Annotated in this window: 17 protein-coding genes and 1 riboswitch; of the genes, 5 read left to right on the top strand and 12 right to left on the bottom strand. The window is 60.7% G+C overall.

Annotation, left to right across the window (positions count from 1 at the left end; translation table 11 throughout):
- Window positions 1-40: 40 nt before the first annotated feature.
- Both BLV61_RS12825 and asd read left to right on the top strand, forming a co-directional pair.
- Window positions 41-856: a rhodanese-like domain-containing protein gene (locus BLV61_RS12825; RefSeq protein WP_090465456.1), complete on the top strand. Its 816-nt coding sequence runs from the start codon at window positions 41-43 to the stop codon at window positions 854-856.
- An 18-nt stretch (window positions 857-874) separates the two neighbouring features.
- A complete protein-coding gene (gene asd / locus BLV61_RS12830) occupies window positions 875-1,735 on the top strand; it encodes an archaetidylserine decarboxylase (RefSeq protein ID WP_047536672.1) in 861 nt (286 codons plus the stop codon).
- Between the two features lie 128 nt (window positions 1,736-1,863).
- Here the strand turns inward: asd and serB are convergent, their stop codons facing one another.
- Complete coding sequence (gene serB / locus BLV61_RS12835) at window positions 1,864-3,078, bottom strand: phosphoserine phosphatase SerB (RefSeq protein ID WP_047536669.1); 1,215 nt, start codon at window positions 3,076-3,078, stop codon at window positions 1,864-1,866.
- A 135-nt stretch (window positions 3,079-3,213) separates the two neighbouring features.
- Between serB and BLV61_RS12840 the strand changes: the two genes are divergently transcribed.
- Window positions 3,214-4,728 carry an AhpA/YtjB family protein gene (locus BLV61_RS12840; RefSeq protein WP_090465459.1) on the top strand — a complete coding sequence of 505 codons (1,515 nt, stop codon included), beginning with the start codon at window positions 3,214-3,216 and terminating at the stop codon, window positions 4,726-4,728.
- A gap of 273 nt (window positions 4,729-5,001) precedes the next feature.
- Here BLV61_RS12840 and BLV61_RS12845 read toward each other — a convergent pair whose 3' ends face one another.
- The 9 genes from BLV61_RS12845 to BLV61_RS12885 all read right to left on the bottom strand — a co-directional run bounded on the left by BLV61_RS12845 (window position 5,002) and on the right by BLV61_RS12885 (window position 14,401).
- Window positions 5,002-5,715, bottom strand: coding sequence for a PqiC family protein (locus BLV61_RS12845; protein WP_047536663.1), 714 nt, complete (start codon window positions 5,713-5,715; stop codon window positions 5,002-5,004).
- Between the two features lie 176 nt (window positions 5,716-5,891).
- Window positions 5,892-8,159: a DNA topoisomerase IV subunit A gene (gene parC / locus BLV61_RS12850; protein ID WP_047536659.1), complete on the bottom strand. Its 2,268-nt coding sequence runs from the start codon at window positions 8,157-8,159 to the stop codon at window positions 5,892-5,894.
- Between the two features lie 10 nt (window positions 8,160-8,169).
- Window positions 8,170-8,691, bottom strand: a complete 522-nt coding sequence (locus BLV61_RS12855) for a retropepsin-like aspartic protease family protein (RefSeq protein WP_090465464.1) — start codon at window positions 8,689-8,691, stop codon at window positions 8,170-8,172.
- A complete protein-coding gene (locus BLV61_RS12860) occupies window positions 8,688-9,677 on the bottom strand; it encodes an esterase-like activity of phytase family protein (RefSeq protein ID WP_090465467.1) in 990 nt (329 codons plus the stop codon). The genes BLV61_RS12855 and BLV61_RS12860 overlap by 4 nt, the downstream gene beginning before the upstream one ends.
- Window positions 9,677-11,581: a DNA topoisomerase IV subunit B gene (gene parE, locus BLV61_RS12865; RefSeq protein WP_047536650.1), complete on the bottom strand. Its 1,905-nt coding sequence runs from the start codon at window positions 11,579-11,581 to the stop codon at window positions 9,677-9,679. Before parE ends, BLV61_RS12860 begins: the two co-directional genes overlap by 1 nt.
- A 42-nt stretch (window positions 11,582-11,623) precedes the next feature.
- Complete coding sequence (locus BLV61_RS12870) at window positions 11,624-12,232, bottom strand: YqiA/YcfP family alpha/beta fold hydrolase (RefSeq protein ID WP_090465470.1); 609 nt, start codon at window positions 12,230-12,232, stop codon at window positions 11,624-11,626.
- 180 nt (window positions 12,233-12,412) lie between these two features.
- Window positions 12,413-13,228, bottom strand: coding sequence for a 3',5'-cyclic-AMP phosphodiesterase (gene cpdA / locus BLV61_RS12875; RefSeq protein ID WP_090465473.1), 816 nt, complete (start codon window positions 13,226-13,228; stop codon window positions 12,413-12,415).
- Between the two features lie 112 nt (window positions 13,229-13,340).
- Window positions 13,341-13,793 carry a DUF1249 domain-containing protein gene (locus tag BLV61_RS12880; protein WP_046819863.1) on the bottom strand — a complete coding sequence of 151 codons (453 nt, stop codon included), beginning with the start codon at window positions 13,791-13,793 and terminating at the stop codon, window positions 13,341-13,343.
- The gene (locus BLV61_RS12885; protein WP_090465476.1) at window positions 13,784-14,401 is read right to left on the bottom strand and encodes an NUDIX domain-containing protein; all 618 of its coding nucleotides are present in this window, start codon (window positions 14,399-14,401) and stop codon (window positions 13,784-13,786) included. Before BLV61_RS12885 ends, BLV61_RS12880 begins: the two co-directional genes overlap by 10 nt.
- 214 nt (window positions 14,402-14,615) lie before the next feature.
- Here BLV61_RS12885 and BLV61_RS12890 point away from each other — a divergent pair, with 214 nt between their 5' ends.
- Window positions 14,616-15,362, top strand: a complete 747-nt coding sequence (locus BLV61_RS12890; protein ID WP_047536636.1) for an RsiV family protein — start codon at window positions 14,616-14,618, stop codon at window positions 15,360-15,362.
- Here BLV61_RS12890 and cytX read toward each other — a convergent pair.
- Window positions 15,331-16,623 (bottom strand): putative hydroxymethylpyrimidine transporter CytX, encoded by a 1,293-nt coding sequence (gene cytX, locus BLV61_RS12895; RefSeq protein WP_090465481.1) that lies wholly within the window; start codon window positions 16,621-16,623, stop codon window positions 15,331-15,333. The genes BLV61_RS12890 and cytX overlap by 32 nt on opposite strands.
- A gap of 149 nt (window positions 16,624-16,772) precedes the next feature.
- On the bottom strand, window positions 16,773-18,662 hold the full coding sequence (gene thiC, locus BLV61_RS12900; protein WP_047536631.1) for a phosphomethylpyrimidine synthase ThiC: 1,890 nt from the start codon (window positions 18,660-18,662) through the stop codon (window positions 16,773-16,775).
- Between the two features lie 164 nt (window positions 18,663-18,826).
- Window positions 18,827-18,932, bottom strand: a riboswitch (TPP riboswitch).
- A 195-nt stretch (window positions 18,933-19,127) separates the two neighbouring features.
- On the opposite strand from thiC, the gene BLV61_RS12905 reads away from it, so the two are divergent.
- Complete coding sequence (locus BLV61_RS12905; RefSeq protein ID WP_047536629.1) at window positions 19,128-20,564, top strand: TolC family outer membrane protein; 1,437 nt, start codon at window positions 19,128-19,130, stop codon at window positions 20,562-20,564.
- Window positions 20,565-20,571 lie beyond the last annotated feature (7 nt).

Below are 20,571 nucleotides of genomic sequence, written 5' to 3' on the forward strand. Positions count from 1 at the left end.
CTGCGCTACAATCCTCCCTTTTGTGCTCTGGAGACCTCACATGTCTGACTTCTCTGGCTTGCCGCTGGTGATCGAACCGAGCGACTTGCTCCCTCGCCTCGATGCCCGTGATCTGATTCTGGTGGACCTGACCAGCAGCGCCCGCTACACCGAAGGGCATATTCCCGGTGCGCGGTTTGTCGATCCGAAACGCACACAGCTCGGCCAGGCGCCCGCCCCAGGCCTGATGCCGTCGCAAGCCGCACTCGAAGCGTTGTTCGGTGAGCTGGGGCACAATCCCGATGCGGTCTACGTGGTTTATGACGACGAGGGCGGCGGTTGGGCCGGGCGTTTTATCTGGCTTCTGGACGTCATTGGTCACCGCAACTATCACTATGTCGACGGCGGCCTGACGGCCTGGCTGGCAGAAGGCTTGCCCATGTCGATCCAGGTCCCCGCTGCTGTGGGTGGCCCGGTTGCATTGACCCTGCACGACGAACCCACCGCGACCCGCGAATACCTGCAAAGCCGTCTCGGCGCCGCCGACCTGGCGATCTGGGACGCGCGCGGGCCGCTGGAGTACTCCGGTGAGAAAGTCCTGGCGGCCAAGGGCGGACACATTCCTGGCGCGGTCAATTTCGAATGGACCGCCGGCATGGACAAGGCCCGGAACCTGCGTATCCGCACCGACATGCCGCAGATCCTCGAACAACTCGGGATCAGCAAAGACAAAGAAGTGATTACCCACTGCCAGACTCACCACCGTTCTGGCTTCACCTATCTGGTGGCCAAGTCCCTCGGTTATCCGCGGGTCAAAGGCTACGCCGGCTCCTGGGGCGAATGGGGCAACCACCCCGATACCCCTGTAGAGATTTAAGGTTTTTAAGGACAGTTAATGAATAAGCGTCTGTTTATCCTCAGCCAGTACCTGCTGCCACACCATTTGCTCTCGCGACTGGCCGGCTGCATCGCCGAATGCCGCGTGCGCTGGTTCAAGAATGCATTCACCGCGTGGTTCGCCAAACGTTATCAGGTGGACATGTCCCAGGCACTGGTCGAAGACCTGACGGCCTACGAGCACTTCAACGCCTTCTTCACCCGCGCCCTGAAGGACGGCGCGCGTCCTCTGGACCAGACACCGGGCGCGATCCTCAGCCCGGCCGACGGCGCGGTCAGCCAACTCGGGCCGATCGAACACGGCCGCGTGTTCCAGGCCAAGGGCCACAGCTTCAGCGTGCTGGAATTGCTGGGCGGCGATGCGGCGAACGCCGCGCCGTTCATGGGTGGCGATTTCGCGACCATTTACCTGTCGCCGAAGGACTACCACCGTGTGCACATGCCGCTGGCCGGCACCCTGCGCGAAATGGTCTACATCCCGGGCCGGATTTTCTCGGTGAATCAGACCACCGCCGAAAACGTGCCGGAACTGTTCGCCCGCAACGAGCGTGTGGCGTGCATCTTTGACACCGAACGCGGGCCGATGGCCGTCGTGCTGGTCGGCGCGATGATCGTGGCATCGATCGAAACCGTGTGGGCCGGGCTGGTGACGCCGCCGAAACGCGAGCTGAAAACCTTCCGTTACGACGAGGCCGCTCGTGCGCCGATCCATCTGGAAAAGGGTGCGGAACTGGGCCGCTTCAAACTGGGTTCGACCGCTATCGTGCTGTTCGGGCCGGATCAAGTGAAGTGGGCTGAAGAATTGGCGGCAGGTTCGCCGGTGCAGATGGGCCAGGGAATGGGCTCACCGAAAGCCTGATAGAGACACACAAATGTAGGAGCGAGCCTGCTCGCGAAAAACGTGACGGCGCCGCGGACATTCAGAATGCCGGCGTCATCGTTAACGTCCATCGCGAGCAGGCTCGCTCCTACAGGTGATTTGCGGCGTTACAGTTGTCCGTCGCGATCGCGGAAGCCCAGCAGATACAACACGCCATCGAGCCCCAGGGTTGAAATTGCCTGCTTCGCCGACTGTTTAACCAGCGGCTTGGCGCGAAACGCCACGCCCAACCCGGCAATTGCCAGCATCGGCAAGTCATTGGCGCCGTCGCCGACCGCAATGGTCTGCTCCAGACGCAAACCTTCCTTGTGCGCCAACTCTTTGAGCAGATCAGCCTTGCGCTGCGCATCGACAATCGGCTCGATCGCCACGCCTGTCACCTTGCCATCCACCACTTCCAGCTCGTTGGCGAACACGTAGTCAATACCCAGCTTGGCCTGCAATTGCTTGGCGAAGTAGGTGAACCCGCCCGACAGAATGGCGGTTTTGTAACCCAGTCGCTTGAGTTCGGCGAACAGGGTTTCAGCGCCTTCGGTCAGGCGCAGGGATGCACCGATGGAATCGAGTACGCCAACATCCAGCCCCTTGAGCAAGGCAAGACGCTCTTTGAAGCTGGCGCGGAAGTCCAGCTCACCCGCCATCGCCCGCTCGGTAATTTCCGAGACCTGGTCACCCACACCGGCGGCCTTGGCCAGTTCGTCGATCACTTCGGCTTCGATCAGGGTCGAGTCCATGTCGAACACCGCCAGGCGACGGTTACGACGGAACAGCGAGTCTTCCTGGAAGGCGATGTCGACGTTCAATTCCTGGGCGACGCTGAGGAATTCGGCACGCAGCGCCTGCGGATCGGCCGCTTCGCCACGTACGGAAAACTCGATGCAGCCCTTGCCTTTATCCGCCGGCGTATCCAGCGGCATGCGCCCTGACAACCGATCAATGTGGTCGATGTTCAGGCCATATTTGGCGGTGATTGAACTCACGGCCTGCAATTGCCCGGCCGTCACTTTGCGGGTCAGCAGGGTCACGATGTGGCGTTTTTTGCCCTGGTTGCCGACCCACTGCTGGTAATCCTCTTCGGACACTGGCGTGAAACGGACCTGTTGATCGAGCTCGTAGCCCTTGAACAGGATGTCCTTGAGCACCGACTTGCCTTGCTCGGTACCAGGAATTTCAACCAGGATGCCGAACGACAGGGTGTCGTGGATCACCGCCTGACCGATGTCGAGAATGTTCACACCACCCTGGGCCAGAACGCCGGTAATGGCCGCAGTCAGACCGGGACGGTCGACTCCCGTGATGTTTATCAGGACGATTTCGCGCAAGGCGCACCCCCGCAGGTGGAAAAAAACCGCATTCTACCCACTTTCAGTGACCATCGGGCACCGTGAGCGCTTTGCCGGTCTAGACCCTGTCGCTATACTGCGCGTCAACTTCACAGATAAAAGAGCCGAGCTCAAGTGAACCGGCCCACGCCAGTAAAAACCGACAACTTCTTCCTGCTAATCTTCCGGGCACTGCGCCACCGCCGTGTACCGATTGCATTGCGCATCGCCAGCCATAACGTGATCCTGGTCGCTCTGGCCCTGGTCATCTACGCCTGCGTGATGGGTTTGCAGTTCAAGCAGGCCATGCACGAACAAGCGGATGCGCTGGGCGAAAGCCTGACCACGCAGACGGCCACCTCGGCCACCGAGCTGCTGGTGTCCAACGACATCCTCAGCCTCAACGTACTGCTCAACAACCTGACCAAGAACAAGCTGGTGGCCCACGCCGCCATCTATAGCGTGGATAACCGCATCCTCGCCGAAGCCGGACAGCGTCCCAAGCATGGCCTGCTGGGTGAAGCCGAGGGCATGTACCAGAGCAAGATCACCTTCCAGGACGTGACCGCCGGTCAACTGCGCATCAGCCTCGACATGGACCAGTTCCAGCAACCGATGACCATCAGCCTGCAAAGCATGGGCATCCTGAGCGCGATTCTGCTGGCCCTGTCCCTGGCCTTGAGCCTGCGCCTGGGCCGACACATCTCCACGCCGCTCCTGCAATTGCGGGTGTGGCTGCGCAATATCGACGAATACACCCCGGCCACCGAGCGTCAGGACGAAATTGGTGACCTGGCTCGCCAGTTGCACGCCAACTTCGCGCCGGAACCTGCCGAGCCGGAGCCCGTGCCAGAGCCGGAATTCGATGACATCGACGACGCAGAGCCGGGTTTCGAAGTACGCAATCTGCGCGACCCAAGCTTTGACGAAAGCCGTCCAATGGCGGCGATGAAAGCTGCACCACGGCGTACCATCAGCACCGTCGAAGACGATGACGAAGATGCCTTCGCCGATTTGCTCGATGATTCGACAGACAGCGCACCGATTCCGGCCGCTCGACCTGTCGTTTCGAACGTGCCGCAGCACAGCGCCATACTGGCCGTGCAACTGGGCTCTCAGGAGCAACTGCGTCGCCTGCCTCGCACACGCCTGGAAGAACTGCTCGAGCGCTACCGCGACTGCCTAGACCAGGCCGCCTCGCTCTATCAGAGCGAATTGCACACCCTGAACGACGGCAGCACGCTGATGCTGTTCCATACCGAAGACAGCGGCGACGATTACCTGACCAATGCTATCTGCTGCGGCGAGTTGCTGCGGGCGCTGGGCCATCAGCTGCAGATCGAAGTCGCCGACAGTGGCATCACCCTGCAATTGCAACTGGGCCTGACCCTGGGCGACGACCTGTTCGGCCTGAGCCAGATCGACCTGCTGCTGACCGACACCGCCCAGGATGCCCTGGCCTTGTCGCAACACAGCCGCAACCTGCTGCTGGTAGAGCGCAAGATCAGCGACGACGCACTGATCCGCCAGCGCGCGCGGATCCGCCCGATTGCCAGCCCTGAAGGTGCTTGCTGTGTGGAGCGTTTGATGGAGCCTTATCCGTCGATGCTTGAACGACAGCTGGCGCGGATGCATGAGCGCCGGGCGTAAGCCTTAGCTGCCGAAGGCTGCGATCTTTCAGCCTTACATATTGAAGCCCGCAGATGATCACTCGTCTGCGGGTTTTTTATTGCCTGTACAGTCGCTATCGCTGGCAAGCCAGCTGCCACAGCGGTTGATGTCGTACACACAATCTGCGCTCAACAGATACCCTTGTGGGAGCTGGCTTGCCAGCGATGAGGCCATCCGCCGCACTGGAAGTCTCCAATCAGCAGAAACAACAAAGCCCGCACAAGGCGGGCTTTGGTTTGACTCGATCCAGACTTAGAAGCGGAACACTTCCATATCCGTGCGAATCGGTGCAGCCATCGGGATCTTCGGCTGTTTTTCCTGTTCTACCGCCGGTGCCGCAGGTTTGGCGGCCGGTTTACGTGGCGCTTCGGCAATCGGTGGCTGGTTGGCCAACGGCTTGAGCGCGACAGACAACTGTTCCGCCAGTCGCTGCAGCAACACACCCTGAGCCTGAACCTGGGCCGCCGTGTTACCGGCATGTTGTTCCTGCAGATGAATGATGCGGTTATCGCGCACCTGACCACGGCGGTCGATCAAACGCCATTGCGCATCGAGGATCGCCGGTTGCTTTTCACCCGAGTCCAGTCGCGTGATGGTCAGCAGCACCTGCACATCCGGCGTGAAGCCCAGGTTGGCGGGCGCCAGAACGACACGCTGGCTGTCCAGATGACCGGCGACCTGACGCAGTAACAACTGGTCGATATCGGAAGACAAGCTACCGGCCCAGCGACCATCGAGCGAAGCTTGCAGGCTGCCATCGGGTTGACGCTGCAACAGGGTTTCGCGTTGCAGGTAGTCAGCGACGGTCACCGGACCCAACAAAACCGCCATGCCCGCGCTTTGCGCAGGCTGAACCGGACTTCCGCTGTCCAGTTGATACAGCGACACCGGCTGGTGAACACTGCAACCCGCCAGGCCAAGAACGCCAGCGAGCATCAAGATAAAAGGAAGGCGCAGAGCAGTCATCGTCCCATCCAGGTGATCGCCACAAGGCTGACCACAGTGAAAATACTCAATAAATATGAAGAACGCTCGGCCACGCCGGCGCTTGAAAGGCCATATCATCCGTGAATATGCGTTCCGACTCCAGCGCGAAAGCGCCGATCTACGGGTTAAATCGTAGATCGGAGCCTCTAGTACGCCTAATTGAGGTTTTCGACGAGCAGCGCATCTACCCTCTGGAAGCCACGTGGCAATTTGTTACCACGACGCCCACGCTCACCTTTGTAGTGCTCGAGGTCGTCCGCTTTCAATGACAAGGTGCGTTTTCCGGCCTGCAGCACCAAGGTGGCGCCCTCCGGTAAAACGGCGATGTCCGTCACATACTCTTCACGACTGGCCACTCGCTCACCGGAAATACCGATGATCTTATTGCCTTTGCCCTTACCTAATTGTGGCAGATCGCTGATTTTGAAGATCAGCAGGCGACCTTCGGTGGTCACCGAAGCCAGCCAGTTCTGCTCACGATCAGCCACAGGACGCGGCAGGATCACCTTGGCGTTGTTCGGCAGGCTCAACAGCGCCTTGCCGGCCTTGTTCTTGGCCTGCAGGTCTTCACCCTTGACCACGAAACCGTAACCGGCGTCGGAAGCAATGACGTACAGCGCGTCGTCCTCGGGCATCAGCACGCATTCAAAACTGGCCCCCGGCGGTGGCGTCAGACGGCCGGTCAGCGGCTCGCCCTGTCCACGGGCCGATGGCAAGGTGTGCGCCGCCACCGAATAGCTGCGACCCGTGGAGTCTATAAACACCGCAAACTGGTTGGAGCGCCCCGCCGCCAGGGCTTTGAAGCCATCCCCGGCCTTGTAGGAGAGCCCGGTGGCGTCGATTTCGTGCCCCTTGGCGGAACGAACCCAGCCTTTTTCCGACAGCACGACGGTAACTTTCTCGTTCGGCAGCAGATCGTGCTCGGTCAGGGCCTTGGCTTCGGCGCGCTCGACGATTGGCGAGCGACGGTCGTCGCCGTAGGTTTCGGCGTCTTTGATCAACTCGGTGCGCACCAGCTTTTTCAGCTTGGCTTCACTGCTCAGCAAGGCTTGCAGCTTGGCTTGTTCCTTGAGCAGTTCATCCTGCTCGGCACGCAACTTCATCTCTTCCAGTCGCGCCAACTGACGCAAACGGGTGTCGAGGATGTAGTCGGCCTGGATCTCGCTCAGGGCAAAGCGCTCGATCAGTGCGGCTTTCGGATGCTCCTCGGTACGGATGATATGAATCACTTCATCCAGGTTGAGGTAGGCAATCAGCAAACCGTCCAACAGGTGCAGGCGACGCTCGACCTTGTCGAGGCGGAATTGCAGGCGACGACGAACGGTCTGCACCCGGAACTCCAGCCATTCGACTAGCAGGGCCCGCAGGTTTTTCAGTTGCGGCTTGCCGTCCAGCCCGATGATGTTGATGTTGACCCGGTAGCTCGACTCCAGCTCGGTGCTGGCGAACAGGTGTTGCATCAATGCATCGTGGTCAAAGTTTTTGCGTGCGCCCGGAATGATCACGATCCGGCATGGGTTCTCGTGATCGGATTCGTCGCGCAGGTCGGCAATCTGCGGGGCCTTGGACGGCTTGGCCTGCATCATCGCGGCGATCTGTTCCAGCACCTTGGCGCCGGAAACCTGATGCGGCAACGCGGTGACGATGATGTCGCCGTCTTCGACGTGGTACACGGCGCGCATGCGCACGGAACCGCGACCGGTTTCGTAGATTTTCAGCAGATCGGCGCGCGGTGTGATGATTTCCGCTTCGGTCGGGTAATCCGGGCCCTGAATGTGTTCGCAGAGCTGTTCGACCGTGGCCTTGGGCTCATCGAGCAAACGTACGCAGGCGCTGGCGACTTCGCGCAGGTTGTGCGGCGGAACGTCGGTGGCCATGCCCACCGCGATACCGGTGGTGCCGTTGAGCAGGATGTTCGGCAAACGTGCCGGCAACACCAGCGGCTCGTCGAGGGTACCGTCGAAGTTCGGCCCCCAGTCCGCAGTGCCCTGGCCCAGTTCGCTGAGCAGCACTTCGGAGTAACGCGACAACCGCGCCTCGGTGTAACGCATGGCGGCGAAGGACTTGGGATCGTCCGGCGCACCCCAGTTACCCTGGCCGTCCACCAGCGTGTAGCGATAGCTGAACGGCTGGGCCATCAGGACCATGGCTTCGTAGCAAGCCGAGTCGCCGTGGGGGTGGAATTTACCGAGCACGTCACCGACGGTACGCGCCGACTTCTTGTGCTTGGAGTCGGCGTCCAGCCCCAACTCGCTCATGGCGTAGATGATGCGCCGCTGGACCGGTTTCAGGCCATCGCCGATATGCGGCAAGGCACGGTCCATGATCACGTACATGGAGTAGTTGAGGTAGGCATTTTCGGTGAAGTCAGCCAGCGAACGGCGTTCTACGCCGTCCAAGCTGTCTGCAAGGATATCGCTCATGCGGGCCTCATCAATTCGTTGTCTGGCGCAGCAGCATGGTGCCACCGCGCTGGGTAAATTCAAGTTTGTTCAGTGCGCTCATGCCGAGCAGCACTTGATCGCCATGCAAACCGGGTGCGACCAGTGCGCGTACATCACGCAACACGATGTCGCCCAGTTGCAGCCGGTCGATGCGGGTTCGATACCCCTCGCTCAAACCGTTGGCCGTGCTCAGGGTCACCCCGAAGCCTTTCTCCAGCTTCAGCCGCTCGGCCAGGCTGGCCGGGATCGACACATCGGTCGCCCCGGTATCGAGCATGAAATCCACCGGCTGACCGTTGATATGGCCGCTGGCGACGAAATGCCCCTGGCCATTGCTGACCAGTTTCACTTCGATAAAACCTTCGCCCTGCTCCGAGCTCACCGCCACATTCGGGTTTTGCTGGCGCTCTTCCCACTGGCCAAAAAACCGCGTCGCCAGGAACAGCGCGGCGCACCAGGCCAGCACCATCAACACCCGGCCGGCGCGCTTGCCCGGTAGTTGCTGACTCATGGCTTGGCACTCCAGCCACCTTCAGGCGCGGCAAAGCGCCAGACGATCGGCCGTAACTCGCCATCGGCGCGGGCACCGAAATTGTTGTCGACACCCATCCACGCGCCGTCAGCGTCCACGATCAATGCCTCTTCGAGGCCATAGTTCTGTGGATAGCGACGGCTTTCCTTCAACAACTCGTCAGCATAAGACCAGCAGCGCTCCACTTTGGCCGTTTGCGGGTCCCGGCGACAGATCTGATAGGCATTGCGCTCCAGGGTGAACAGCTTGCCGTTGAACAATGACAGATCGGAAAAATCCCGTGAAACCGCCTTGGCCTTGGGAAACTGCGGCGGCTGCATTTCCATGCCCGATTCGCTCAACAGCACACAGCCACCGTCGCAATCCCACACGGTCTGCTTGCGCTTGATGAGTACCAATCCGCGGCTTTGGCGCTCGGCGGCGAGCCACAACTGGTCCCCGGTCGAATTGATCGCTAACCCTTCGAACAATGCATTGAATTGCAACAGCATGCCGCTGGCCCGCGCTTCGCGCACCATCATCGGCGAGATTTTCAGCCAGGACGCTGGCCCCGTTAGCGGCACTTGCAGGACGGCCGCATGGCCTTCGCTGACGATGTAGCGATTGCCGGCGCTGTCGCAGGTGATGCCTTCGAAATCCAGATCACCGCCGCGCACGAACGAAGCCACCCAGGTCCGTGAACGCAATCCCCAGGGCAAACCGCTGTCAGGCACCGGCGGAACGCCGATGCCCACGGCTTGCGCGTGCCAGACGCCAGCCTGGGTATCGAGTCGGTAGATCTGATCGTCGTCGCGATCGGAGACCGCCCACAAGTCCTTGCCGCACAGGGCCAGCCCGGACAGGTTGCCCCCGCGCATGCCTTCGATGGCATGCTCGGACACCAGACGCAACGACGGTGCCGGCTCGGCAGACACCGTGATCGAGGTCAGCAGCAATGCACACGCCAGGGCAAAGCCCAGACGCATCAGCCCAGAACCTCGGCCAGGTTGCCTTTGGATTCCAGCCAGGTCTTGCGGTCGCCGGCGCGTTTTTTCGCCAGCAGCATGTCCATCATTTCCGACGTCGCTTCGAAATCATCCAGCGTCAGTTGCACCAGGCGCCGGGTGTTCGGATCCATGGTGGTTTCGCGCAGCTGCGGCGGGTTCATTTCACCCAGGCCTTTGAATCGGGTGACCTGCGGCTTGCCACGTTTCTTCTCCGCCACCAGGCGATCGAGAATGCCATCGCGCTCGGCTTCGTCCAGGGCGTAGTAAATCTCTTTGCCCAGGTCGATCCGGTACAGCGGCGGCATGGCGACATAGACATGGCCGGCATCGACCAGCGCACGGAAGTGCTGGACGAACAATGCACAGAGCAGGGTCGCGATGTGCAGACCGTCGGAGTCGGCGTCGGCGAGGATGCAGATCTTGCCGTAGCGCAGCTGGCTCATGTCCGCCGCGCCAGGGTCGACGCCGATGGCCACGGCAATGTTGTGCACTTCCTGGCTGGCGAGTACTTCGCTGCCGTCCACTTCCCAGGTGTTGAGGATCTTGCCGCGCAACGGCAGGATCGCCTGGAACTCTTTGTCCCGCGCCTGCTTGGCCGAACCGCCGGCGGAATCACCTTCCACCAGGAACAGCTCGGAACGCATCGGGTCCTGCCCGGCGCAGTCGGCGAGCTTGCCCGGCAGGGCCGGCCCCTGGGTGATGCGCTTGCGCTCGACTTTCTTGCTGGCTTTCAGGCGGCGGCCGGCGTTGTTGATCGCCAGTTCCGCCAGGAGCATGCCGGTTTCCGGGTTGGCGTTGAGCCACAGGCTGAACGCATCCTTGACCACTCCGGAAACGAACGCCGCCGCTTCACGGGACGACAGACGCTCCTTGGTCTGACCGGAGAATTGCGGCTCTTGCATCTTCATCGACAGCACGAACGCAATGCGTTCCCAGACGTCTTCCGGCGCCAGCTTTACGCCACGCGGCAACAGGCTGCGGAATTCGCAGAACTCGCGCATCGCGTCGAGCAGGCCCTGGCGCAGGCCGTTGACGTGGGTACCGCCCTGGGCGGTCGGGATCAGGTTGACGTAGCTTTCCTGCACCGCGTCGCCACCTTCCGGCAGCCACAGCAACGCCCAGTCCACGGCCTCTTTGTTACCGGCCAGGCTGCCGCAGAACGGCTCGTCCGGCAGGCGTTCGAACTCGCTGACCGCGTCGACTAGGTAGGAGCGCAGGCCATCTTCGTAATGCCATTCGACTTTCTCGCCGCTGGCCTTGTCTTCAAAACTGACCAGCAGCCCCGGGCACAGGACGGCCTTGGCCTTGAGCACGTGCTTGAGGCGACTGATGGAAAATTTCGGTGAATCGAAGTATTTCGGGTCCGGGGCGAAGAACACGCTGGTGCCGGTGTTGCGCTTGCCAACGGTGCCGATCACTTCCAGCTCGGTTTTCTTGTAACCGTCGGCGAAGGTCATCTGGTATTCGTTGCCGTCACGCTTTACGCGGACCCGGACTTCGGTCGACAAGGCGTTGACCACCGAAATACCGACCCCGTGCAGACCGCCGGAGAACTGGTAGTTCTTGTTGGAAAACTTGCCGCCCGCATGGAGCTTGGTGAGGATCAGCTCGACGCCGGAAACGCCTTCTTCCGGGTGAATGTCCACCGGCATGCCGCGACCGTCATCACTGACTTCCAGCGAGTGATCGGCGTGCAGGATGACCTGCACCGATTTGGCATGCCCGGCCAAGGCTTCGTCGACGCTGTTGTCGATGACTTCCTGGGCGAGGTGGTTTGGCCGAGTGGTGTCGGTGTACATGCCGGGGCGCTTGCGCACCGGGTCGAGGCCCGAGAGGACTTCGATGGCGTCTGCGTTATAAGAGCTAGCGCTGGGAGTGGCCATAGGGTCTCGTCGTCAGTGATTCAATGAAAAAGGGGCAACGGTTCACAGTGCGCTGAAATCAATCGCCTGATACAAATCTGCGCCTATGCCGGCAAAACTCAGCATGGCCGGAAGACGCTCGGCAAACCCTTGGAAACCGTGGTCGCCGCCGGCCTGAATACGCAAGGCACAAGCCCGGTAATACTGCTGGGCGAGGCGATAGTCCAGCGTTTCGTCGCCGGTCTGCAACCACACCTGATAGCGCTGCGGGTCCTGCGGCGCCGGCACTTCCAGTTCGGCCAGGGCCGTCACATGGTCATGGGTCAGTTCCCAGGTCTCATCGGTATACAGGTTTTTCTGCGTCCCCAGAAACCCGTCGAACATCCGGTGCGGACTGACGGCAGGGTTGATCAACAGGGCTTTGAGGCCATGGCGTTCGGCCAAGTGAGTCGCATAGTAGCCGCCGAGTGAGCTGCCGACCAGCAGTGGCCGTCCGAGCGCCTCAATCGCTTGCTCCAGCTGACCGATGGCTTCGCGGGGATGGTGATGCAAGGCCGGCACGCGCAATCGATCGCTCAAGCCCAGACGCTCCATCACTTCGCTCAACTGAGTGGCCTTTTTCGACGCAGGCGCGCTGTTGAACCCGTGGATATAAAGGATCGAGCCGGACATTTGAACTCCCTGTGCGTCGGATAAAGAGGCGGAGTTTACAGGGTGTCGGGGGAATCGGGGATACCCGTGAAATCGGGTCGCCCGGGCGGACGCCTTCGCGAGCGAGCTCGCTTGCACAATGGATCTGCACCGCTCACGAAGCCCTGCTCGCGAAGGCCGCAATGTGATCTTGGGGAATGATTAATAGCCGTTGGAGCTGTAATCGATCTGGAAGTCGAAACCGGTGACGCGCTCCACTCCGGTTTCGAGCTGGCCATCCGGCAACAGCCGCAGCCAGCGATACCCCGGCGCTTGCTCCCCGACCATGAAATCATCGCTGCCCGGTTCGAACTGAATGCAGGTCGAAGGCGAAGCGATCAAACGCACATCATTACGCCATTGATCGACTTCCTGATGCACGTGCCCCCAAAGTACGGCGCGCACCTGTGGAAAACGGTCCAGCACAGCAAACAACGCCTCGGGATTACGCAGCCCGATCGGCTCCATCCAGGCACAATCGATCGACACTGGATGGTGGTGGAAGCACACCAGGTGATGACGCTCCGGCGTTTCACTCAACGAGCTCGCCAGCAGTTGCAACTGTTCGTCCTGCAAATACCCCGGCACCGAGCCCGGCACGGCCGAATCAAGCAGCGTGATCCGCCAATTGCCGATGTCGACCACCGATTCCAGCAACGCGCTCTGCACCGCCGCCTCGGCCATGATCAACGGCTCGTCGTGGTTACCGGGAATCCAGCGGGCTGGCGCACCGAGTTGCCCGGTCAGGTCGCGAAACCGCTGGTAAGACTCCAGCGTGCCGTCCTGCGACAGATCACCCGTGGCCAGGATCAGGTCGATCTGCGGCTGTTGCTGGCGTACCAGCTCGATGACTCTTTGCAGGCTGTCGCAGGTATTCATGCCCAGCAGCGTGCCATCCGCCTCGGCGAACAGATGGCTGTCGGAAATTTGCACCAGAAACGCCGGATCGGCGGCACTCAATGTGGATACGCTCGGCAAGGTGTTCTCCCAGGGCGTGATCACGGGAATGGATGAATGGCGCAATTATGCTGGGGGACGACCTAAAGGGGAAACCTGTGAACCTGACGCAGTTCACAACTGCGGCTCACAATTAACGTACGACTTCGTACTCGTGCCCCAACGCCAGGCAATGGCTCAACCATTCGCCCAGAAACATGTTCAGTTGGGCTTTTTCATCCGGCTGGTGCATCGAGGCGTTCGGGTAAGGATAGATGCCACGAAAGCGCCGCGCATGTTCGGCGCTGACCACTTCGGCCATGCAGGCGTCGTGGTAGACCTGTACTTCCAGTTGCGGCACCGGCAGCCACGGCAGGCTGTGTTCCTGGCGCACTTGCAGGGTCGTGGTGTACGGACAGACTTGCAGCACTTCCAGCGCCAGCACCCCGAGCATCTGATCGCCATGGGTCACGGCGATGCGCCGCGCGGCCGGCTCGTTGCGCATGTCCGGCAGCAGTCGCATCAGTCGCGCGTAGTTCGCCTCGCAGGACGCTTGCAGCCCCACCAGATCTACCCGATAGCGATCGCGCAGCTTGTTTACGACCATAACCCCCTCACTTCAACGCGATTCAAAGCCAGCCATTGCAAGGCAATGATGCTTGGTGCGTTGGCAATACGTCCGTCGCGTACGGCCTGCAGGGCATCTTCAAAGGCCCAGACCGAGACGCGGATATCTTCTGCTTCTTCCTCCAGCCCATGCAGGCCGCCGACCCCGATTGTCTCGCAACGCCCCAGGTACAAATGCACGAATTCATTGCTGCCGCCCGGCGATGGAAAATATTGGGTGATCGGCCACAGCGCCCCGAAAACAAGCCCAGCTTCCTCCTGCCCTTCGCGGCGAGCAACTTCTTCCGGTACTTCTTCCTTGTCGATCAGACCAGCGACCAGTTCGATCAACCAGGGATTGTCGGTCTTGCCCATGGCGCCGACGCGGAACTGCTCGATCAGCACCACTTCATCGCGCTGCGGATCGTAAGGCAGCACGCACACGGCATCATGGCGCACGAACACTTCACGATTGATCTCGCGACTCATGCCACCGGCGAACAATTCGTGGCGCAAGTGCAGGCGATCAAGCTTGTAGAAGCCCTGGTAGCACTGTTCGCGCCGAACGATATCAACGGCGGTCGGAGTGGCGGTGGCAAAATCAGTCATGACAATCCTCGTTACTGCTAATCCTGTACGAGGCTCCCACCTCGACTTCGCGCCATCCTAACGCGCCGGAGACCTTTGATGCAGCCCCTTTCCCGTCAGCGGGATAGACGGTGAGGGCGAAACCCACTCTAATTAGCTTAGTGGCGAACTGACTGCTTCGTTGACAGTCGAAGCGGGTAACTTTTCGCCTTTCCCAGTTTTATGAAGGACAACCATGTCGCTTTTTAAAATCGCCTCCGTGGCCGCCATCGCCCTGACCCTGGGTGCCTGCCAGAGTCTGTTCCAGCCCAACTATCGGGCGCCGCTGGAAACCACTCGCGACGCCTCCGAACAGCTCAAGCCTGGCTGCAAGGATCAGGATTGCCCGCTGGTGAATATTGATATCGTGCACTTCCCGGCCGAACCTACGCTTGACGGCATCATCGAAAAACGCCTGCTGCAAATGACCCGCACCTCGCCCGATGCCCCCGTGGCGCCGACACTGGCCGCGTATCGCGAACAGTTTTTGCGCACCGCCGGCCCGCGCAACAGCAGTTATTTGCAATCGAAAGTACGCGAGCAGCATGACGGCCTGGTGATTGTCGAACTGTCCAGCTACCTGGACAACGGCGGCGCCCATGGGATTCCGGGCCGCGGCTTCATCAACTACTCACGTCAACAACATAAGGTGCTGACGCTGTCGGACATGCTGGTGCCGGGACAGGAAGACGCGTTCTGGAAAGCCGCGCAGGTGGCGCACAACAGCTGGCTGATCAGCACCAAGCTCGATCAGGAACCGGAGTTCGTGAAGAGCTGGCCGTTCCAGAAAACCCAGAACGTGGCGCTGACCTATGGTGGGGTGATCCTCAAGTACGAAACCAGCAGCATCGCGCCTTACGCGCTGGGCCATGTCGAACTGAAGATCCCCTACCCTCGCCTTAACGGCATCATCAAGCCCGAGCTGTTTCCCGGCCGTAACTGAAGGCCCGGCCCAGCACGAGTTGCAGCAGCCCTGCCAGCACCAGCGCCGGCAGGGTTGCGCCGATGTCCGGATACAGATTGGCCAGCAGATGGTAGGTGCTGATCCCGCCCAGCCAGGCCAGCAGCGCCGGCCAGCGCAAAGCGGCTGACGCGACCTGGCCACTGCGTTTGCGCAGGATGAAGTGGTCCACCAGCACCACGCCGAACAGCGGCGCAAACACTGAACCGATCAATAACAGGAAGTTCTGGTACTGAGCCAAGGGTGCCAGCAAGGCGATCAAGGTGCAGACCACCCCGATGGCCAACGCCAGGTGCTCGACCTTCCAGCGCAACAGAATCCCGCTGGACACCGCCGCCGAGTGAATGTCGGCAAAGGCGTTCTCTGATTCATCCAGCAAAATCAGCAGCAACGGAATCCCCAGGCCTGCACCGGCCAGAGCCAGCAGCAAGGCATTGACTTCACCGCTCGGCGCGAACGCCAGGGTGTAGGCCACGCCCAGGCTCATCAGCCAGAAGTTGCCGATAAAGAAACCGATCGCGGTGCCCCCGAATACGTTTTTCGCCCGCTTGCCGAAACGCGAGTAGTCGGCGATCAGCGGCAGCCACGACAGCGGCATGGCAATCGCGATGTCGAAGCCCACGGCGAACGGCATCGAGCCATCACCGGCCTGCGCCCACAAGCCCGCCAGATCAGCCTTGGCGAACAGGTTCCAGGTCAGCCAGGTGCACGCGGCCAACAGCAGCCAGATGCCCCATTTGCGCAGGATCTGGCGCACGAACGTCAACGGGCCGCTGACCGCCAACAAGGTCGCCAGCGCACCGAAGAACAGCGTCCACAGCATCGGATGGGACAGCAGGCTGCCTTCGCTGAAGGCCCGCGCGCCCAACAGGCTGGCGGCATCGCGCATGACGATGATTTCGAACGAGCCCCAACCGATCAGTTGCAGCAGGTTCAACACCGCCGGCAGGCTGGCGCCTTTGGCGCCGAGGCTGAGTTTGAGCGCGGCCATCGACGACAGGCCGGTATCGCTGCCGATCACGCCAACCGCGGCCAGCAGCAGAACGCCGACCAGCGTGCCTAGAAAAATCGCCAGCAACGAGCCGGACAGCCCCAAACCTGGCGCCAACAGCGCACCGGTCTGCAGCACCATCAGGCCGATGCCGAGGGAGAACCACAGGGAAAACAGATCACGGCCGCCGAACACACGCCTGTCAGACGGCACCGCGATATCGGGGGAGTAAGTGCTGGGTTGAATGCTCAAGGGTGTTATCTCAGAGGGACATTTGTTGTTGTGTTGACCGCTATCGCCAGCAGGCTGGCTCCCACAAGGGACTTGTGGCGTTCACAAATCCAGTGTGGGAGCCAGCCTGCTCGCGATGGGGCCTGTAGGCCCCACCCTTTCAGGTCAGGTCAAACTTTCTGGTACAGCTGACTGCCTTCTTTCTTGAAGCGCTCGGCCTGCTCGGCCATGCCTTGGGCGACGTCCACGTCCAATGCTTCGATCCGCTGGTTGGCCGCGTACTCGCGCACTTCCTGGGTGATTTTCATCGAGCAGAACTTCGGCCCGCACATCGAGCAGAAATGCGCGACTTTGGCCGAATCCTTCGGCAGGGTTTCATCGTGATACGAGCGAGCGGTGTCCGGATCGAGGCCGAGGTTGAACTGATCTTCCCAACGGAATTCGAAACGCGCCTTGCTCAAGGCATTGTCACGAATCTGCGCGCCTGGATGCCCCTTCGCAAGGTCGGCGGCATGAGCGGCGATCTTGTAGGTGATGATCCCGGTCTTCACGTCATCCTTGTTCGGCAGACCCAAATGCTCCTTCGGCGTCACGTAGCAGAGCATGGCGCAACCGAACCAGCCGATCATCGCCGCACCAATACCCGAGGTGATGTGGTCGTAGCCTGGCGCGATGTCGGTGGTCAGCGGGCCAAGCGTGTAGAACGGCGCCTCGTCGCAGCACTCGAGCTGCTTGTCCATGTTCTCTTTGATCAACTGCATCGGCACGTGACCCGGGCCTTCGATCATGCATTGCACGTCGTGCTTCCAGGCGATCTTGGTCAGCTCACCGAGGGTCTCCAGCTCGCCGAACTGCGCTTCGTCGTTGGCGTCGGCAATCGAACCCGGACGCAGACCATCGCCCAGCGAGAAGCTGACGTCGTAGGCCTTCATGATTTCGCAGATTTCGTCGAAATGGGTGTAGAGGAAGTTTTCCTTGTGGTGCGCCAGGCACCACTTGGCCATGATCGAACCGCCACGGGAAACAATGCCGGTCACCCGCTTGGCGGTCATCGGCACATAGCGCAACAGCACGCCGGCGTGGATGGTGAAGTAGTCGACGCCCTGCTCGGCCTGCTCGATCAGCGTGTCGCGGAACAGCTCCCAGGTCAGGTCTTCAGCGACCCCATTGACCTTCTCCAGCGCCTGGTAAATCGGCACGGTACCGATCGGCACCGGCGAGTTGCGGATGATCCACTCACGGGTTTCGTGGATGTGCTTGCCGGTGGACAGGTCCATGACCGTGTCCGAACCCCAGCGAATACCCCAAGTCAGTTTCGCCACTTCTTCTTCGATGGACGAACCCAGGGCGCTGTTGCCGATGTTGCCGTTGATCTTCACCAGGAAGTTACGGCCGATAATCATCGGTTCCAGTTCGGTGTGGTTGATGTTGGCGGGAATGATTGCGCGACCACGGGCGATTTCTTCGCGGACAAACTCCGGCGTGATTTCCTTCGGGATGCTGGCGCCGAAGCTGTGACCGGCGTGCTGCTGTTTCATCAGGCCGGCAGCGCGGGCCTCTTGCAGCTTCATGTTTTCGCGGATGGCGACGTATTCCATCTCGGCGGTGATGATGCCTTTGCGCGCGTAGTGCATCTGGCTGACGTTGGCCCCCGCCTTGGCGCGGCGCGGGTTGTTGACGTGAGCGAAGCGCAGCTTGGTCAGTTCCGGATCGGCCAGGCGCTCCTGGCCGAAGTGCGAGCTCAGGCCAGGCAAGCGCTCGGTATCACCCCGGTCGTCGATCCAGGCCGAGCGCACATCGCCCAAGCCCTTGCGCACGTCGATGATGACGTTGGGGTCGGTGTACGGGCCTGAAGTGTCATAGACAGTGACCGGGGCATTGATTTCGCCACCGAAATCGGTGGGGGTCACGTCCAGGCTGATTTCGCGCATCGGCACGCGAATGTCCGGGCGAGAGCCCTGCACATAAATTTTTTGCGAGCGGGTAAAAGGCTGAACCGACTGCTCGTCGACCTTGGCCGATTCGCTCAGGTGGGTGTCGTTTTTTGCTTTTGTCGTCATCACGGGCTCTCCAGACAGCATCCAGGCAGTGGATTTTTGTCGGAGCGAACCTGTAAACGAATGGACGCACGGGCGCTGGGAATTCCAGCAGTGCTGTGCTCAGTGCTCGAGGGGTGTTCGATTGTCGAACAACATCCCGGACGAAGCACAAGAGGACTCGCCGGGTGACGAGAAATCTTGTTCCCTACGCAGGCGCTAACCTGATCAGGTTCAACGGGATCCGAAATTATTCGATCTCAGCCTCATAGCAAGGCACCCCGACAAGAACCCGGCCAGTCTAGACACAACTGGCAAAGAACGCCAACTCTGCGGCAAATACCATGATGAATGGCGCAATTGCAGGATTGTTGGCGTCCCGATGCACCACTACACTCGCTACGCCGTCGCGCGCATTGACGTTGCACGTGTCGCGCCTTAGCCTTGGCGCTCAAATTACTTGTGTAATATTAATTTTAGGGAACGCCTATGCTGCGCAAACTCTCACTGGCCCTGGCCGTGTCTTGTGCGTCCAATGGAATGGCCTGGGCAGAAGCGCCCTTATCCAACAAAACCGATCTGGTCAGCGTCTATCAGGAAGCGGTGAACAACAACGCCGATCTCGCCGCCGCCATGGCCCAATACGGTGCCCAGAAGGAAGTCGTGCCCCAGGCCCGCGCCGGCCTGCTGCCTAATCTCTCGGGTGGCGCGCAAGTGTCCAGCGCGCGCACCTCGCTCGATCAGCCGTCGACCACCGCCAACCGCAATGCTCATTCATACCAGGCCACGCTGGCGCAGCCGTTGTTCCGTGCCGATCGCTGGTTCCAGTTCCAGGCCGCCAAGGACGTCAATGAGCAGGCCGCGCTGCAACTCTCGGCAACCGAGCAGAACCTGATCCTGCAAACCGCCAACAGTTACTTCAACGTACTGCGCAGCCAGGACAACCTGGCCTCGACCAAGGCCGAGGAAGCCGCGTTCAAACGCCAGCTCGATCAGTCCAATGAGCGCTTCGATGTCGGTCTCTCGGACAAGACCGACGTGCTCAACTCACAAGCCAGCTACGACACCGCACGCGCCAACCGTATCGTCGCGCAGCGCCAGGTGGATGATGCATTTGAAGCGCTGATCACCCTGACCAACCGTCAGTACAACTCGATCCAGGGCATCAGCCACAACCTGCCGATCCTGCCGCCAGCGCCGAACGATGCCAAGGCCTGGGTCGAAACGGCGGCCAAACAGAACCTCAATCTGTTGGCCAGCAACTACGCCGTCAGCGCTGCCGAGCAAACCCTCAAGCAGCGCAAGGCCGGCCACGCGCCGACCATTGACGCCGTGGCGAAATACGAAAAAGGCGATAACGACGCCCTGGGCTTCAGCAATCCGAACGGCTTTCCCCAACCGTACGGGGGCAACGTCGAGCAAACCTCGGTGGGCCTGCAGCTGAACATCCCGATCTACAGCGGCGGCCTGATCAACTCCCAGGTGCGCCAATCCTATGCACAACTGGATCAGATCGAGCAGCAACGTGAATCCCTGCGCCGGCAAATCGTCGAAAACACCCGCGACCTGCACCGCGCAGTGAATACCGACGTCGAACAGGTACAGGCGCGCAAGCAGTCGATCATTTCCAACCAGAGTGCGGTGGAAGCGACCGAAATCGGTTATCAGGTGGGAACACGAAACATCGTTGACGTGCTGGATGCGCAGCGCCAGCTGTACACCTCGGTGCGCAACTACAACAACACCCGCTACGACTACATCCTCGACAACCTGCGCCTCAAGCAACAGGCCGGCACGTTGAACCCGGGAGATTTGCAGGACCTGGCGCGGTGGCTCAAGCCTGACTACAACCCGGACAAGGACTTCCTGCCGCCGGATCTGGCCAAGGCAGCGGCTGACCAGTTGAATGCAAGACCGGGTCAGTAACAAAAAA

The sequence above is a fragment of the Pseudomonas mohnii genome, from assembly GCF_900105115.1.
Taxonomy (GTDB): domain Bacteria; phylum Pseudomonadota; class Gammaproteobacteria; order Pseudomonadales; family Pseudomonadaceae; genus Aquipseudomonas; species Aquipseudomonas mohnii.

Coding starts and splice junctions, on each gene's coding strand:
- BLV61_RS12860 (WP_090465467.1), bottom strand. CDS start 9,677: ATGCGTCTGGGCTTTGCCCTGGCGTGTGCATTGCTGCTGACCTCGATC.
- thiC (WP_047536631.1), bottom strand. CDS start 18,662: ATGACGACAAAAGCAAAAAACGACACCCACCTGAGCGAATCGGCCAAG.
- BLV61_RS12855 (WP_090465464.1), bottom strand. CDS start 8,691: ATGAGTCAGCAACTACCGGGCAAGCGCGCCGGCCGGGTGTTGATGGTG.
- BLV61_RS12885 (WP_090465476.1), bottom strand. CDS start 14,401: ATGACTGATTTTGCCACCGCCACTCCGACCGCCGTTGATATCGTTCGG.
- parE (WP_047536650.1), bottom strand. CDS start 11,581: ATGGCCACTCCCAGCGCTAGCTCTTATAACGCAGACGCCATCGAAGTC.
- BLV61_RS12880 (WP_046819863.1), bottom strand. CDS start 13,793: ATGGTCGTAAACAAGCTGCGCGATCGCTATCGGGTAGATCTGGTGGGG.
- asd (WP_047536672.1), top strand. CDS start 875: ATGAATAAGCGTCTGTTTATCCTCAGCCAGTACCTGCTGCCACACCAT.
- BLV61_RS12890 (WP_047536636.1), top strand. CDS start 14,616: ATGTCGCTTTTTAAAATCGCCTCCGTGGCCGCCATCGCCCTGACCCTG.
- BLV61_RS12905 (WP_047536629.1), top strand. CDS start 19,128: ATGCTGCGCAAACTCTCACTGGCCCTGGCCGTGTCTTGTGCGTCCAAT.
- BLV61_RS12825 (WP_090465456.1), top strand. CDS start 41: ATGTCTGACTTCTCTGGCTTGCCGCTGGTGATCGAACCGAGCGACTTG.
- parC (WP_047536659.1), bottom strand. CDS start 8,159: ATGAGCGATATCCTTGCAGACAGCTTGGACGGCGTAGAACGCCGTTCG.
- BLV61_RS12845 (WP_047536663.1), bottom strand. CDS start 5,715: ATGACTGCTCTGCGCCTTCCTTTTATCTTGATGCTCGCTGGCGTTCTT.
- BLV61_RS12870 (WP_090465470.1), bottom strand. CDS start 12,232: ATGTCCGGCTCGATCCTTTATATCCACGGGTTCAACAGCGCGCCTGCG.